The following is a 16,172-nucleotide window of genomic DNA, read 5'->3' as shown; positions in this document are numbered from 1 at the left end:
AGGACCCTAGACAAGTCCCATCGTTGCAGGTCAGGGGCACTCTCCGCTTTTTTGATCAAGCATCGGACAACCCACCTCGTGAAAGCCCGAGGCTAAGACCGTATCCCTGCTGATCCTCAAGCTGGAGAAGCGCCTGGGCGCCGGACTGGGCCCGTTCTCCTGCTACATCTTCGAGGACGGCACGGGCATCCACTCCGAGCAGCTCCAGGTGACGCCGCCGCGGGACGTGACCGCCGGCCCCGCCTACCAGAACGCCGTCAAGCAGCGAGCCCGCTACGAGCAGTGGATGGCCAGCCATCAGGCCCGTGTCGGCTCCGGCGAGATCCACGAGATGGACCTGCGGGTCATGCGCAGGCCGTGGCACATGGACATTGCCGAGCACTACGCCGCCCTGCTCGACGAACTGGCCGCCTGAACACCCCGACCGAAGCCCATCCTGTCGACATCAGAAAGGCACTCGGTAGCCATGGCCGACGCCCCCAACTGCACACACCGACCGGCGGGGCAATGACTAAGCCCCACAGTCCCGCCCAGTGGCACGGATACCCGTTCGTCTGGGCCTGGTACGTCAACATCGCCTCCCTCGACGCCACCTTCATCGAAGACCGGTGCCGCGAGGCAAAGGCTGAAGACGCACCCGCCGACGCCGTCTACAAGACCGGCCCCGGGAATACCCCGCCGAACAAGTGGATCACCGTCTCCCAGCTCTCCGCGGACCGCCGCGACCGTGTCCGTGACCACGGCAACGCCCTGCTGCATTGGGAGCAGGAGCTGACCGCCCGCCGCAACGGGACGGCCGTGCAGCCGCTGCACACCCGGCAGCCCACCACGACCCCGACCGTCCCCACGCCGGCCGACCCGTGCAAGAGCTGACAGACCACACGACGCCGCCTGCCTCGTGACCCCGCCGGGTCCCAGAGACGGGCCCTTTTCGCTTCTACCCCAAGGGCCCTGGGTTCTGGCTGCCCGGGCCCCTTTCGCATGCCCGAAACACCCCGAGAAAGGAACTTCGACATGAGCGAGACCAGCCGCGCCGACGGTGACTACAGCCTGCTGCCGGTGATGGAGACCAGCACTGCCTATCCGCTTACCCACTACACGATCGGCGTCCATCTCGGCCTGAAGGAGTTCACCGAGGACAACGCCACCGAGGCCCTGCGTAGGACGAGGGCGTTCCTCGGCCTCCACGAGGAGGCCGGCAAGCCGTTGCTCTCCCGGCAGGATGGCTCGCCGCTGCTGGTCCAGCAGGTCGACAAGGCGTTCATCCGGCGCCACTTCGGCCAGAAGATGAGCTTCGGTATCAGGACGCCGGACGAGTTCGACGAGCACCTCCTGAACATCCGATCCAGCCTCACCGGCGTTCCCCGCCGCTCCTACCGCCGCATTACTTTCCTCGGTCTCGCCCGGCCGAACCAGCACCCCTTCCAGATCTTCCAGGAGATCGACGACCGGTACCGCTCGGAGGCCCGCCGGGTCGAGATCTATACGGACGGCACCCTGCTGTGGCGGGAGGAGGGCTACCACGGCGTGGGGCCCGCGGAGATCGAGCACACAGAATCCGAGGACGTCCCCGGTCTCGGCATCATCAACGACCGCACCAACCAGCGCGCCGAATCCGTGTCGGCCGCCGAGTTCGCGGCCCTCTTCGAGCGCGCCAAGGGCCTCACCTGCGGCTGGATCGTCGACTGCGAGCCGTCGGCTGACGAGCAGCCCAGCACGGCGATCTACTGCGAGGAGTCCCGGCCCGAGGACGAGCCCTTCTGCGGACACCACATGCGCTCCGCCCGCCTGATGTTCCCCGCCCTGTACCCGGCAGCGTAAGTGCGGCGCGGCAAGGACACAGCAGCAACGACCAGTGGTTCCCTCACTGGGTGGGGAAGCCGTCGGCCACACACCGGAAGGAATCCGCGTTGTCCGAGCCGCGCCTAGCACCAAGAGCAACGGGATCGACGACAAGAACGAACGCCAATCTCAGTCTCTGCCTCCCGCCCTTCTGTTGCGCAACCCACACCCCCGTCAACGGACGCGAGATCAGAAGCATCGTGGTTGGCATGGCGGCAAGTGCGGACAGCATCGACGACCTGGGCGTCCTGCGGGACGGCGCGATGCCGGACGACAGCGATGGCCACCGCTCGGTGCTCCGCATCGACGTGCATGTGCCTCCGGGGTCCGTGGTCCAGGAGTTCTCGGACGAGCCGACCTCAGCCCCACGAAATATCCACTCCCTCGACAACGAAGGCCCCGGGAATTCGCCCAGTGGGGTGAGTTCGTTGCGAGGCCTTGGCCGTTGCTCAGAAGCCTGAGCAACGGCCGAGTGAGCCACTGCGCTTTGAGGATTCCGGTGTGGGACGACGCCTCTGTTCTCGCGTTGGGTCAGTGCCACGGAGGTCACGGCTTGGCGGGGGTTGATGGATCCTCCGGGCGGCTGCCCGCTGGACAATGTCGTAGGCCCGGCGGAATGACCAGTACCAACGGGATGCACTTTCAGCGACGAGCAGTCTCGACGGAGGTCGTCAACCGACGGCTGTGGCCTTTCTCTGGCGTAGACGCTCACGTACGGAGCCAATCATGGGAAGTGTCAGGCCTGAGAAGAGGAACAGCACAGCCAGCCCGCTCAGGGCGGGGCTCACAGCCTCTTCGGCCTTCAGCGGCCACGGATCGTTCAGGGTGTAAAAGATGATGTACGACCCTTTGGAGAAGGAATACGCCATGCCCAGAGCGGCGGCCATCGAGGACAGGGCGAAGCCGGCACCGCTCCAGGGGCGGATCCCCCAATTGCGTCGCGCCGTTCTGCCGCACATGAAAGCGAGCTCGCCACAGGTGACCAGGACGTACGAAAGGTAGACGAGTAGGTAGGCGGCGACCTTGGGGTCATCGACGTAGGCGGCGGTGAACTGGACCTCGGACCGGTTCGTGGCCAGAAAGAGCGGCACCATGATCGCTAGTTCCACCATCGCAGCGAAGCCGCGCTGGAATATTGCGGACTTAAGGTACTCGGGTCGGTATGCCAGATCCACCATCGTGATCTGCAGAGCGGCGCACCACAGTATCGCGCAGACATGGGCTACCAGTTTGCCTACATTAGCGATACCTGTGATGTCCTCCGCCGCTTGGGCGACTGCAGGAACGGCACACAGGACGCCCAAGGTGCACACACTGAAGGCAATGGCGATGGCCCATGTGGAGACGCGCGGGTTGCCCACGGCTCTCCGTGTGCAGAGTACTGAGACGAGCAAACCGGCCACGGTGCACGTCCCGAAGACTATGCCGTCCACTTACAGCCCTTCCAGTGCGTCAGCCGCATAGCGCGCGGCCTCGTCTTTACTCCGTCGGCGTTGGCGTTTGCCCGACGCCTCGCTGGCGTCACCGGTGGTGACCCGATTCAGGCCGAGGCCAGCCCGACGCCGTTCCAAGTCTTCGATGACGCCCCGCAATTCGCTGGGCGGAAGTCCGCTGAGCAAGACCAGGACATGGCGCACGAGTGGTTCCTCGAAGGCCAGCAGGGCCTCAAGGTCGTCGTAGCTCTCATGCGGCAGCAGGTGGGCAGGTGGGACACCGCCGAGAGCCTCGCACAAGGCCATGATCGTGTTAACAGTCGGGTTGTCCTGAGAACCGTTGGCCAGCTTGGCGATGGCGGCATGAGACACCGAGGGGTGCTCACCCGGCAGTTCATCCACGGAAGCCGACAGCGAGCGCGACGTGTGCGCCCGGCCCCGGTGCCCGGCCATAAGTGCTTTGAGCTTCTCCGCCAAGGAGAGGCGGCTGCTGCTGCTCACCACGGGCAGAAGCTACCGGATGTGGCCTGGAGGCCGCCCTGCTGGTAACTGCTCACGACCATGTACCGGTCTCTCGCTCTGTCGGGGACTCGCATCTGTGTACTTTAGTTGACACGCTCGCGTGCGCAAGGCAGGATCACGATCGGGAATGAAGCCGCTCTGCGGCGGGATGCGCACTGACTGTGACTGCTAGGACCTCCAGTATCTCGGCCTGGGCGCCCCGTGGGCCGTGGATCCGTGGTGGCTCACCGAGCCGGACACGTTAGCGGACGAACTAGGAGGCTGGCGCACGCCGCATGACCCGCGGTTTGCGCCCTCAGGCCAGGCGCTGCGCCGATCGGGGGAGAGTTCAAGGTGAAGTCAACAGCAGTGACCAGACGGGCCAACGCGTGCGTGATGCACCAAACGAGCCGAGTGTTCTCCTGGCGCACTTCAGTGCAGAGTTTCGAGCGAGCCCTTCACGCGATTTCGTGGTGCAATTCCCCTGCCCGGATCTCTGATGCCGGCCGGACGAGGATCCCGCGTATGCCACGTCGGGACACCCTTGAAGACCCGATTCACGGCAAGGTCCCGTATAGCTTCGCAAATCCGCCTCACGCACCTGTACAGGCGGCGCGGCGCAGCCCTCGTCGAGCGAGCACAACCGGAGTGCTCTCATGAAGTCGTGACTGCCTGTGTGCCGTGGCAGCTCAAACGTCAATGGCGCATTCGCGACTTTGTCCGGATAGTCCGAGGAGCGCTCGATGCCGACACTGGGTTCGCTGCCCGCCGACAAGCCTGAGCTCAGACTGACATTCGTGTGGGACGGCCCAAAGTACACCCAGGCCACGGAGATTGCCGGCGTGGTCACTATGACTCCAGAACAGTTGCTGGAAGATGGTGTTCCCGGGAACTTGTCCGATGGCTCCCTCGTCCTGATCACCGGTGCGGTGCCCTTTCGGCTCCGCGGTCGCATCACGACGGTGCTGGAAACATTGCTCCAGCACATGAGCCGGAAGGGGAGCCCAGGGCTCATCGTCAGTGCCGTTCCCGGCGCTCGTCAGCCATTTCCCCAGCCTGTCGTGGATCAGGCCAAGCGTCTGGACCTCCCGCTTCTGATCACGACCGCGCCTGCCGGGATGTGGGAAGGCGTGCACGAAGAGATCCAGCAGTTCCGGCTCAGGCTTGCTGAGCGCCGAGCCTCCCATCTCAGCTCACTCGTCCAGGAATTGCCTGCTCAGCTTGCCGACTCCCGGGCCATGCAGCGCATTGCGGACTGGCTCGCACGTGTCCTGGACGTGCAGGTCCTGGTCAGTGAGCCGGAGCGGGTCCTTGCCGCTTCGCCAGCCACTGCGGCCGAACAGCTCGCACAGGCCATCATTCAGCAGTCTGTCGACGCCGGTCTGCCCGATGCTCCTTCCAGGCCGCATACCCAGCTCATTCCGCTGGCTCCGACCTCGGCAGTGGACACCGTACTCGCCGTAACACGCCGAATTCCGTTCGATGAGGCGGACCTGCGGCTGCTGCGTCACGCGGCGAAGCTATTGGGTCTCGTAGACCAGGCGCACCGCGAGTACCGGGCGGCGTCCGATGCCTCCAGGGCGGCCCGCAGCGCAGCGTTTGAGCTGCTTTTGGACGGTGAGGTGGCAAAGGCCCGTCGTGTCATGACAAGCATGGTGCCCGGTCTACTGGAGCCGGACACTGCTCGTGTTTTTGTCGTAGAAACCGAGCAGGCGTATCGGGATGCTGCTGTGCGCCACTGCAATGCCGCCATTGGGCACCAGGCACTCGTTGTGCCCGACTCAAGGAGAGCACGAAGGATCCTAATCGTGCATCCGATCAGTTCCGAGGAGGACAACGGGGCTGCCGTTTCTGCCGAGCTCACCCACCTGGTCGGCACATTCGGAACCCATTCGTCGCTGGGCGGCAGTGGCGTCTACTCCATGACGCTTCTCGCCGATGCGCTTCACGAGGCGATCACCGCACAGAGCTTTGCCGCACTGCAGCCGGACCCCGTAGCCCTTTCGGTACATGGGTCCGACCTCGTCAGCCTTCTTCCTCAGGCGGAAGCGCAGTGCTGGGCCCGCCATCTGCTGAGTCCGCTGATGCGGGACGGGGTGCAGTGGGAGTCGATGCGTGAGACACTCCCGGCCGCCCTTGCCTATCCGTACACGGTGGCTGCTCGTCGGCTTCACTTGCACCGCAACACCGTCATGCGCCGTGCTGCACGGGCGGCTGAACTCCTCCACATGAATTTCGGACGTATAGGCGACCGCATCACGGTCGCTCTGGCTCTGGAAATGGTCACCCAGAGGGAAACTGCCAATCCGGCCGCAGTCACCGGCACGGAACCGCCCTCCCTGGCAAGCCTCCTGGTCGCCCCTCAGGTGCAGGCATGGGCACAGGCCCTGGTCCGGCCAGCCCAGGCGGATCGGCGCGACCTTCTGACAACGGCACGTGCCTGGCTCGCCTTTGACACACATGTCGAGCCAGCGTCCCGTGCACTCGGGCTCTCCGAGGTGACGGTCCGCTCCCATCTGCGCGCTCTTGAGAATCACATGCAGCGCGATCTGGCCACCCTTTCCGGTGTGCGCGATCTCCACGTCGCTCTGTACGTTGTTACAGGCAACCCCGGTCTTCTCACAGATCACCCCGATGGCGGCCTGCGCGTCGTGGCCTGAGGCAGACCACGAATTCAGAACAACATGCCGCACTTTTGTGTTTGCTAACGTGAATCATGAACCATGCGTGGGGCTGCGGGGATCCAGGGTGGGTGGAATCCTCGGCCAATAAACGACTGACCGGTCTCAATTGAAATGCCTCAAATCGTTATGAATGTCCGATAGATCGGAATTGGAAGACGGCCCTATCGGTCGGAATGGTCAGCGCTTGGGGTATTGGTAGGTGACTCCCGAGGTCAGAGGGTGCGCGGAACGGGCCTTCTTCATTGCCTGACTGCGGGGTAGGGCTTGAGGCTGGAGTGCTGGCACTTGGCCAACTCGGTTATCGTGCAGGGGATTTGCCGGTTGATCGGATGGTCGGTCGGCCCCGGGGGTGGCCATCCGTGTCAGTGGTGTGCACCCCCGACGTGAACATCTCACGGGAGGTGCACACCTGCGCTGCCAGGTGGTTGCCAAGTGCAGAGCCGAAACGTCCAACCGGTCGGTTTGTGCAGAGGCGTAATGGCGGCACCTGCATCATATGTATATCGTTGCTAGTGCAAGTCGATCTCTACTTGCGAGATGAGTGAGGTGGACCGAACTCGTCAGCAGTCGGGAGATCAGGCCCGCGGCAAGTGGGTTAGGTGAGCAACGGCAAACCAGCCGGGCACACCAGGAGGCGGGCGCCGGAGGTGGTTGGAGTCACCACCCGGCACCCGCTCTCGCCAGTGCAAAAGCGGGCCCGGATGGGCCTGTGCAAGACGACTCTCGGCAGAGTCACCACCAGCAGACATGAGAAACCACTGGGGTCTTCCGGCAGCGTGTTGGAGCACGTCGACCGGAGTTCAGGTTAGACCAGCGATCCACGCCACAACAGCGCGGTACAGGTTCTTCCTGACGTTTGACCCCCGGAGACAGCGGGGCGAACCACATGAACGTGAGGCACCTGAAGAGCCCGCCGGAACGGCGCACTGTCGTGTCAGTGGACGGCAGTGGATTCCTGGTTTGGCCGATCCGCATTCAGAGCTCCGACGCAGACAGGCCCGGCGGCTAGCCGTCGTCGCCGCTCGTCGGCGTCGTTCGAGCTCGAACTACCAGACCCGTGAGGGGCCTTCCGGTAGGGGGGAGTATCTCCCCTGCCGTGCTGCAGTGAAAAACGGTTGAGGGTCGCTGGTTCGAGGCATGCGTCGTAGCCAATACGCCCCCTGGCATCGCAAACCTCCCCGATCTTGCATATGAAGGAGCGCACCGATGATCCACCCCCACCCTGAGGCGTCCAACTCTGACGAGTTCAAGGGTTTCAACGAGGCCCGGCGCATCATGTGGTGCCACGAAGCTCGCGCCCGCGTTTACGAGCGGTTCGAGCTGACGACCTTCATCGTCGACACCGACGTCGTAGCAGTCCATGTCGACAACACCGCCAGGGCAGACCGCGTCTTCCTCGTGGCGTTCGACAAGGCCGGCCAGCAGGTGGGCGCCGACACGCTCTACGTCGACGAGCCGGGCCAACACCTCGACATCGCACCTGAGTTCGACCACGACTTCACCGACATGGACATCGTGCCAGAGTCCCAGCTTGAGCAGGCCATCGCCCGCGAGAACGGCTGGGTCGTCAACCTGACGGCACTGCGAGAGTACGACCTCGTGGCCGATCGCCGGGCCACGCAGCGCGCGGTGTTCCTCGCGCACCTACAGGACATGATGAAGACCGGTGATGTCCGCGGATTCCTTTTCGGCCGGGGTGAGTCCGACGGCACTGATGCGGCGTGAGAGATCGCTACCTCGACTCTCAGAAGACCCCGCCGGCTGCGGTTGCATGCCCGGCAGGGTCTTCTGTTCTCTGACGCTGTTTCAACGCTGCGCTCTCCCAGCAGAGGTGGGGATCAGCACAGCTGATCCGGATGTCGAACCCAGGCTGAGTGCTCTACGGAGAGACGTGCCGTGGACCGGCTCACGCCGGTCCCGGGTGACGTCTCGCGATGAGGTCGACAAGGCCGCGCAGTTCGCCTTCGGCACCTTCGACTTCCAGGAGCAAAAGCCACGACCAGTCAGCTGGGGATGAAGGACCTCACGGTCAAGTTCCGCAGCGGTCATGACACTATCCACCGCAGCAAGACCACGATCTGGCAGACCCCCGAGGGAAGCCTCTACCGCGTCATTCAGCGCTCGAACGACTTTGAGATCTCGACCCTCGTTACCATCGGATGGATCCCGCTCCTGCACCTGCACAAGAACGAGGACAGTGTTCCTGATCGGGGCGAGGCGGGTGAGCCTCTGGCTACGCATCAAGAACCTTGCTCAGGTCGAGTTCCGGACCAAAACATGACAGCCCCCGCCGATCCCAGGCTCGCACTGGACGACGCCCTCGATCTTCGCGTCGACGAGATCGAGCAGCTGCGCCGGCTGTGCACGCGACTGATGGACCTGCAGGCCTGCAGGGCGGCCGCGGCCTCTGCCTGAGAAGACGACGATGCCCTGGTCGCCTGTGTGGTGATCAGGGTATCGAATCGGGCTCCGTGTGCAGCGGTGCCGTCCTGTTGGATCACCGCACCGGCGGGATGAGCAGCGAAGCTCCGGCATGGATGAGCTTGCTCACCTCGACGAGGATGCCGATCGGCACCCCCGTCGCCCCCGAGACCGCGGTGAGCATATCGCCGGGTCGAATGGTGTCGGCGTACTCATGAGAGTGCTCCACCGAGTACAGAGATCTGTGCACCAATCTTCGCCACCTGCTCTACGGAAAGCCGATCCACGGACCTGATGCCGCGCCCTGCGGAGTACTCTCGCCCCGAGAGGGGGCGTCATGGAGTCACTCGGAACCTTTTTCGTGGCCGCAGCCTGGGGTGTTCCGCTGGTCAGCCTGCTGGGCGGGGTGGTCGTCGTCGTAGCCATCACACGTTGGCGCCGCCGCACAATCAGCGCTTTGGAGTGGGACGAGGAGGAACAAGGCGGACCTGCCTTCCCGGCATCCGGTCGTTAGGGAAGCGCAAGTGCTCAGGGGATCGACGCCGAGGGCATCAGTGACGCCCGATCGTCCATCTCCGCAGGTCAAGACCCGCCCGTTGCAGGGAACTTCAGGCCGCGTCGTCTCGTTCGATGGCGGCGAGCCGGTTCTTGAGGCGGTAGCTTGGGCCGTTGATGGAGATCACTCCGCAGTGGTGGAGGAGACGGTCGAGGATGGCGGTGGCCAGGACCTCATCCCCGAACACCTGCCCCCATTCACTGAAGGTCTTGTTCGAGGTCAGGATGATCGAGCCCTTTTCGTATCGCTTTGAGATGACCTGAAAGACGAGGTTGGCCTCGGCGCGAGCGAGGGGCTGGTAGCCGACTTCGTCCAGAACAAGGACGGCTGGCCGCAGGTAGCTGCCGAGTTTGTTGGTCAGGCGCCCGGCGGATTCGGCGGCGGTGAGGTTGCGGACCATGTCGTCGAGGCTGGTGAAGTAGATCGAGTAGCCGGCCCGGCAGGCAGCGACCGCGAGAGCGACGGCGATGTGCGTCTTGCCCACCCCCGGCGGCCCGAGCAGGGCAGCGTTGGCCTTGGCCTCGACGAACGACAGGGTGGCAAGGTCTTTGACCTTGCGGGGGTCGAGCTCGGGCTGGAACGAGAAATCGTAGTCATCGAGCGTTTTGTGATGCGGCAGCTTCGACAATCGCAGGCCCTGGCGGAATCGGCGGTCGTCACGGACGGCCAGTTCCTCGGAAAGGATCAGGTCGATGAAGTCGAGGTAGCCCATCTTGGCCTCGTCAGCCCGCTGAGCGTACTGAGTGAGGGCCTCGGCCAGGTGGGGCAGGCCCAGCTTGGCGGCCGTGTTGCGGATGCGGGTGGAGACCAGCTCGCTCAAGACGATTCCTTCGGCGTTCGGTGGGTGGTGAAGGGGCGGGTGCCGGTCAGCTCGTCATAGACCGACAACGGCCGTCGGCCGACCTCGACCTGGGTGGCCGCGGCCCGGTTCAGCAAGGCCAACAGCGATCCCGCCTTCAGCCCGCTGTCCTGCCGCCGCGGTGCGGGCAGGTCTCCGCCCACCGTGACGCGGCGGCCGGTCCCGGTGGGCAGACCGTCCCAGTGCCGCTCGTCCACGACCCGGGCACCGCGGCCAAATGCCCGCGGGTGGGTGGCCAGCAGGGTTTCTCCCTGCCGGTCGGGTGTGGTGGCATGCAGGGTGACCTGGGACTTCGTGGCCCTGATCTCGACCAGTTGCCGCGGCCGGATCCGGAGAGCCGGCACCGAGTAGAGGTTCGCTTCGAAGGCGACGAGACAGTCCTTGCCGACGTAGCGAAGGTGCCGCTGGGCGACCACGTATGGAGCGGCCGGCAGCGGGCGGAGAGCCATGTGATCGCGGACCGCCCTCAGACCGATGATCTCGCCGTGGGTGCCGTGGACCTTGGCCCGTCGCAGCGGAACCCAGGCAGCGAAGGCGGCGTTCAGTTCCTCGACCGAGGAGAAGGCACGTCCGGCCAGGACGTGGTCCCGGACGATCAGCACCTGCCGCTCGACCCGGCCCTTTCCGGTGGGCCGGTAGGCCGCCAGCACATCGGGATCGAAGTCGTAGTGCCCGGCGAATGCGACCGCCTCCGGATGCAGAGGAACGGCCTCACCAGGGGCGACATGCCGGCGGACCACGGTCTTGGTCCGGTCGTAGACGATCGACATCGGGACACCGCCGAAGTGGGCAAACGCCTGACGGTGGCAGTCGAAGAACGTCCCCAGGTCCTGGCTGGTGGTGAAGCAGCAGAAGGGATCTCGCGAGTAGGACAGCGTCATGTGGAACGAGTAGACCTTCGGGATCCCGACATGGGCGAGGATCTTGCCCTCGTCACCCCAGTCCACCTGGGCCTGAGCTCCGGGCACCACCTCGAACCGGCGGTGCAGCCCGGCCAGCTCACCCGGGCTGATGCCCAGCTCCTCCGCGACCCGCGGCCTGGCCTCCTGCAAGTACATCTTCACGCGCTGGTAGTTGCCGGTGAACCCGTACTCCGCCACCAGCCGCTCGTGGATCACCGCCCCCTTGAGCAGGATCTCCGCCCGCAGCATCGCATCGATCAGCGGCGCGACCTCGTCCACCACCCGCTGACGCGGCTGACCGTTCGCCGCCCTCTTCGGCGGCGCAACCGGCACCTCAGCCGACAGGTACTTGGCGACCGTGCGACGGTTCAGCCCGGTCTCCTTCGCGATCTCCCGCAGGCTCATCGCCCCGGACTCGTACAGACCGCGAAACCGCCTCAGCTCCAGCCACCGATGCGGATCCAACACCACTGTCAGCCGCCCTCCGCCGATCCTCAACCGACGACAACAGGCTCCCGGCCACGGCCTTTCAACGCATCAAGAATGGTGCACTCTCATCCGTACGTGGTGGTGCACGTTCACTTGTACGCCGACAAATGGTGTGCGGCTTCACCTTCGGCTCAGGCCCAGCCTTGGCCGGCGCACCCGGTCCGCTGGGCTTGTCCTCGTCGCCGCGAACCGGCGTCGGATCCTGACTCACCCTGCTCTCGTCCTTCTTGTCCTCGCTCGGCTCCTGAGCGCTCCCACCGCTGGCGTTCTTGTCGCCCGGATCCGCCGGTGCCTGGATCGTCGTGTGCTTGCTCTGCATTGCCTGGACAAAGCCGCCGTCGGCCGTCGCGAGCTGCGTCAAACCCCACCCGGCGAAGAGCGCCGCTCCGCCCACCATGACGCTGGCGGCGATGACGGGTCCGTTGCCGAAGCCCATCGGCCAGCGGCTCCGGGCAGGCGCTCTCGTCTGTGCCAACGGCTTCGACTCCGTCTCCGCTGGCCTACGAGTCGTGTCCGTCATCCCTGTCGTCTCTCCTCTGTAAATGACACACATGACCATTCATGCTCAATATTTAGATTCTACTCATAGCCGAACTGAAGTTGATATAATAGGGGATTGGATGGCAGTTCGAATCCTGTCCGATAGCCCCCAATAGACCCTCGAACCGCCGACCGCCAGACCGAACAAAGGAACCGCACCACCATGGCCAACTACGCCATCTCCGCCAGCCAGATCACCGAGGGCAGGAACGTCTTCATCCGCGGGAAGCTCGGCTTTGCCGTACTCGCCCGCCTCATCGAGGGCGCGGAGCTCGTCGCCAGCGACCAGCGCAAGACGAAGAACGGCATGAACCCCGTCGGCAAGCCGCACACCACCGCGACGATCATTCACGCCGAGGTCCAGTTCGCCGATCCGAACAACCCCACCCTCGAAGAGCAGTTCGTCTCCGAGCGCCGCTACGATTCCCCGAAGCGGCCCGAAACCGGACCCAACTACTCCATCGACTCCAAGGGCAGCACACTGCCGGTCATCGCGATCCCTTCTCCGAAGGGCGACGGCACCTACGACCAGGACGAGTCCGGCCGGGAGCTCGCGCAGGGCCTCGACGTCACGCTCGTGCTGCGCACCTACAAGCCGAAGGACTTCAACAACCGCGGCCTGGCTCTCGAACAGGTGATCGTCCACGAGACGCCGCACTACTACAATGCCGGCGGCATCGACCAGGCTGAGCTGGCTGCGCGTGGCATCGTGCTCAACGGCACGCCGCGCCCCGTTCAGGCCACTCCTGCCAGTGCTGCCCCTGCTGCCGCCGTCCCCGTGGCGACCGAGGTGGAGGACGGCCTGTCCTTCCCGGCCCCGCAGCCGGCGTCCGCACCTGTGGCCGTGGCCGCGCAGTCTCCGGTTCAGGCTCAGGCCCCGGCGGCCGCCGTGGCTGCGCCCGTCGCTGCTGCTCCTGCTCCGGATGCTGTTCCGGCCGCAGCTCCCGCTCCTGCCCAGCAGGAGACCCTGGAGCAGAAGCTCGCGCGCCTGGAGGCCGAGAACGCCTCCCTCAAGGACGCCGGTTCGGCAGTGGGCTCGCCCGTGGCCACCGGCCCCTGGAACGGCTCTGGCTCGGCCCAGCAGGCGGGGATCACCTACCAGGGCTGATCCACGCTGACCATCGATGAGACCCCCGTACTCGCATCCGTGCAGTACGGGGGTCCTGTCTTTCTCTTCCCCTCCTGACGCCTCCGATCGAAAGCGTGCGTCCCACGATGACTCCAGCCGACCCCCATGCCTGGTTCCCGCAGTTCTACGGCAACCCCGCGATCCGTACTCTTGCCAGTGCCTGTCGGTGGACCATCTCCGGACAGATCGGGGAAGAGATCCCTGACGATCACACCAGGCCGCCGAAGCGCAAGGCCCCGATCGACGTACGGCACCTGCTCGCCGGCTGCACCTCCAGCTGTAAGCACGCCGGCCCTCTACGCGGAGCCTTCGCCCTGGACGAGACCTGCCTGCTCACCCTCGACGAACTCACCGCGGCGATACCGGACGCCGCGAACACTGCCTTCTACCTCCAAGCCCAGACTGACGGGCTGCTCGTCCTCGACATCGAGGCCGACTGCCCGCCAGGTGTGGCCACAGACCTGATGCGGCTGCCGGGCATCCTCTACTCGGAGCTGTCGATGTCCGGCAAGGGCTTCCATCTCGTCATGCCGCTGCCGAAGAACTTCCACGACTTCCCCGTAGCCGCCGGCAAGCGCGTCCTGCGTGAGGAACACGGCTGGTACGAGCTGCTCCTGGACCACTGGTCGACCTTCACCCGCCAGCTGGTGCCCGATCGCATCATCGCTCACGTCAACGCAGCAACTAGCGCGCCGGCCTTCGCCTCCATCGAGGACCTCTACGCGCAGCTGGCCGTGAACGCCAGCGAGAGCTCCGGTGCTTCAGCATCAGATGTCGACACCGCCGAGGACATGCCCGACATCCCGTACTCGCAGGTCATCGTCGAGCAGACCCTGGCCAGTGCACGCCATCAGCTCCGGGACCCCGGTGACTTCAACCACGACATGTCCCGCTGGGAGTTCTCCGTTCTCGCGTCGCTCTACGGCTGGATGCGGACGCAACTGCGCGCCTACAGCGCCCTCGGCGTCGAGTACTCGACGGGCGATACCGCGTGGTTGCTCTACACGGCGGCGGTCGATGTCATCCCTGCGCGCCCCAAGCACAGCGAGCGGCGCAACGGCCGGCCCTTCCTCCTCGACCGAGCCGCCGCGCTCGTGGCCGACCGCGAGGCCCGTTCCTCGTCGACCAACTGACTGACGCTCTGTGCCTGTTCCTGCTGCTGCTTCTGCTCCTGGTTCATCTGCTGCCTCCGGCAGCGGGTGCGGTGGGTGACGGGTGCCGCGGCGGGGCCGAGCACAGGTGGGAGACAGTGCTGGATCGCGCGGAGCGCGATCGGGCGGCGATGTGCAGCGGGGCTCCATCGCCACCAATGGCGGGAGTACAGGTCTCCGCCAGGCTCCGACGGCGCGGCCCGCGCCACAGGACCGTTCACGGCCTATGCAGTCTCGGCGGCGCATGAGCAGCAGCGCCGTCCTCCGACATCTCTTGTCTTTCTCCCTTCCTCGCCCACGCACAGAAAAGACATCGATATGAAGTTCAACGACACCCTGACGACCCTCATCAAGCAGTCACTTGAGGTCGGCGCGACGCCCGCTCTCATGGGCGAACCCGGCATCGGCAAGTCCAGCTTCGTCGAGGACCTGGCCTACTCCATGGGCACGCAGGCTTTCACGCTGCCGTGCAACCAGCTCGCCGACAAGGCCGACCTCACCGGTGCGCGCCTGGTGCCGTACACCAAGGACGACGGCACGCAGAGTTACAAGCAGGTCTTCTACCCGCACCAGGTGATCCAGGAGTGCATCGACTACGCCGAGAAGAACCCGCGTGAGTGGCCGATCCTCTTCCTCGACGAGATCAACCGCACCACCTCCGACGTCACCTCCGGTGCGCTGACCCTGGTCACGCTGCGCCGCATGGGCTACGTCGAGCTGCCCAAGAACGTCCGCATCGTCGTGGCCGGCAACGACAGGGGCAACGTCACCTCTCTCGACGAGGCGAGCCTGTCCCGCTTCGCGATCTTTCATGTCGAGCCCGACGCCGCCACCCTCATGTCCGTGCTCGGCGACAACATGAACCCCTGGGTGAAGACGGTGCTCACGCAGTACCCCGGGCTGATCTTCCAGAAGTCGACGCCCGAGGCCATCGTCGCCGACGGTCAGGACGACGACGACAACGGCAATGTCACGATGGCCGATCTGTTCGACGGCGGTGAGGAGATGAACCAGCTCACCACGCCGCGCACCATCGACAACCTGTCGAAGTGGCTCAACGCGGCCGACCCGGAGCAGCTGGCGCAGTATCTGGCGACCCCGATCCAGATCGGCGACCGCGAGACCTCGCTGCTGAACGAGGCCATCGAGGCCTACGTCGGAGACACCATGTTCACCACGCAGCTCGTGGCCACCATCTCTCAGGGCCTGGCGAACAATGCCGGCGGCGTGCAGCACAACCGGGTGAACGTCCCGAAGCCGAACTGCTACCAGAGCCTGAAGGCCGCAGCGACCATGACCGACATGGCCGCGGTCATCGCGACGCTGACCGACAACGAGAAGTCCGGGTCGCTGCTGTACGCGCTCAAGGAGAGCAAGGACAACGCGCGCCTCATCGAGCAGCTGGCCCAGGCCATCACCCAGATCGAGCCGGAGCACACCCGCACGCTCATCGAGATGGTGACCAGCCAGCAGATCGACCGCCAGAACCTGGAGGCCTTCATGGAGATCGACGCTCCGATCGTCAACCAGGCCAAGCCGGTCCTCTCGGCCTTCCTCTGATCGCTCGCTCACTGGTGGTGGGGACTGCTGCGGTGCAGTCCTTGCTGCAACTCCCCACCGCCGGCGGCGTTCTGCCGCTGCCTTGTCCTCAGAAGGAGACCACGA

At 65.1% G+C, this 16,172-nt stretch carries 14 protein-coding genes; 9 read left to right on the top strand and 5 right to left on the bottom strand.

All coding sequences use genetic code 11. The features are described 5' to 3' along the window. Positions 1-208: 208 nt before the first annotated feature. The 3 genes from ACIQCZ_RS33400 (at position 209) to ACIQCZ_RS33390 (ending at position 1,821) form a co-directional block, all read left to right on the top strand. Positions 209-415 (top strand): hypothetical protein, encoded by a 207-nt coding sequence (locus tag ACIQCZ_RS33400; RefSeq protein WP_402288040.1) that lies wholly within the window; start codon positions 209-211, stop codon positions 413-415. Positions 416-507: 92 nt separating this feature from the next. After that, a complete protein-coding gene (locus ACIQCZ_RS33395; RefSeq protein WP_402288037.1) occupies positions 508-873 on the top strand; it encodes a hypothetical protein in 366 nt (121 codons plus the stop codon). Between the two features lie 141 nt (positions 874-1,014). Beyond that, positions 1,015-1,821 carry a DUF6881 domain-containing protein gene (locus ACIQCZ_RS33390; RefSeq protein WP_402288034.1) on the top strand — a complete coding sequence of 269 codons (807 nt, stop codon included), beginning with the start codon at positions 1,015-1,017 and terminating at the stop codon, positions 1,819-1,821. 692 nt (positions 1,822-2,513) lie between these two features. Here the strand turns inward: ACIQCZ_RS33390 and ACIQCZ_RS33385 are convergent. Further along, entirely contained in the window at positions 2,514-3,275 is a 762-nt protein-coding gene (locus tag ACIQCZ_RS33385) for a hypothetical protein (protein ID WP_402288031.1), read from the bottom strand. Further along, positions 3,276-3,779, bottom strand: a complete 504-nt coding sequence (locus ACIQCZ_RS33380) for a hypothetical protein (RefSeq protein ID WP_402288028.1) — start codon at positions 3,777-3,779, stop codon at positions 3,276-3,278. Between the two features lie 740 nt (positions 3,780-4,519). On the opposite strand from ACIQCZ_RS33380, the gene ACIQCZ_RS33375 reads away from it, so the two are divergent. From ACIQCZ_RS33375 to ACIQCZ_RS33365, 3 genes are all read left to right on the top strand, one after another. Then, positions 4,520-6,436, top strand: coding sequence for a helix-turn-helix domain-containing protein (locus tag ACIQCZ_RS33375; RefSeq protein WP_402288025.1), 1,917 nt, complete (start codon positions 4,520-4,522; stop codon positions 6,434-6,436). A 1,230-nt stretch (positions 6,437-7,666) separates the two neighbouring features. Next, positions 7,667-8,185, top strand: coding sequence for a hypothetical protein (locus tag ACIQCZ_RS33370; protein ID WP_402288022.1), 519 nt, complete (start codon positions 7,667-7,669; stop codon positions 8,183-8,185). 288 nt (positions 8,186-8,473) lie between these two features. After that, positions 8,474-8,875, top strand: coding sequence for a hypothetical protein (locus ACIQCZ_RS33365; protein WP_402288019.1), 402 nt, complete (start codon positions 8,474-8,476; stop codon positions 8,873-8,875). Between the two features lie 614 nt (positions 8,876-9,489). Here the strand turns inward: ACIQCZ_RS33365 and istB are convergent. The 3 genes from istB to ACIQCZ_RS33350 are packed head-to-tail and all read right to left on the bottom strand — an operon-like array spanning position 9,490 to position 12,123. Further along, positions 9,490-10,257, bottom strand: a complete 768-nt coding sequence (istB, locus tag ACIQCZ_RS33360; protein WP_402288016.1) for an IS21-like element helper ATPase IstB — start codon at positions 10,255-10,257, stop codon at positions 9,490-9,492. Further along, a complete protein-coding gene (istA, locus tag ACIQCZ_RS33355) occupies positions 10,254-11,669 on the bottom strand; it encodes an IS21 family transposase (RefSeq protein ID WP_402288014.1) in 1,416 nt (471 codons plus the stop codon). Before istA ends, istB begins: the two co-directional genes overlap by 4 nt. A 58-nt stretch (positions 11,670-11,727) precedes the next feature. Further along, positions 11,728-12,123 (bottom strand): hypothetical protein, encoded by a 396-nt coding sequence (locus ACIQCZ_RS33350; RefSeq protein WP_402288011.1) that lies wholly within the window; start codon positions 12,121-12,123, stop codon positions 11,728-11,730. A 267-nt stretch (positions 12,124-12,390) separates the two neighbouring features. On the opposite strand from ACIQCZ_RS33350, the gene ACIQCZ_RS33345 reads away from it, so the two are divergent. From ACIQCZ_RS33345 to ACIQCZ_RS33335, 3 genes are all read left to right on the top strand, one after another. Next, entirely contained in the window at positions 12,391-13,335 is a 945-nt protein-coding gene (locus tag ACIQCZ_RS33345; RefSeq protein ID WP_402288009.1) for a hypothetical protein, read from the top strand. A gap of 107 nt (positions 13,336-13,442) precedes the next feature. Continuing rightward, positions 13,443-14,489: a hypothetical protein gene (locus tag ACIQCZ_RS33340; protein WP_402288007.1), complete on the top strand. Its 1,047-nt coding sequence runs from the start codon at positions 13,443-13,445 to the stop codon at positions 14,487-14,489. Between the two features lie 336 nt (positions 14,490-14,825). After that, positions 14,826-16,067, top strand: a complete 1,242-nt coding sequence (locus ACIQCZ_RS33335) for an AAA family ATPase (protein ID WP_402288004.1) — start codon at positions 14,826-14,828, stop codon at positions 16,065-16,067. Positions 16,068-16,172 lie beyond the last annotated feature (105 nt).

Source organism: Streptomyces sp. NPDC093149, assembly GCF_044754145.1.
Lineage (GTDB): Bacteria > Actinomycetota > Actinomycetes > Streptomycetales > Streptomycetaceae > Streptomyces.
This window is presented reverse-complemented; position numbering and strand designations above follow the sequence as displayed.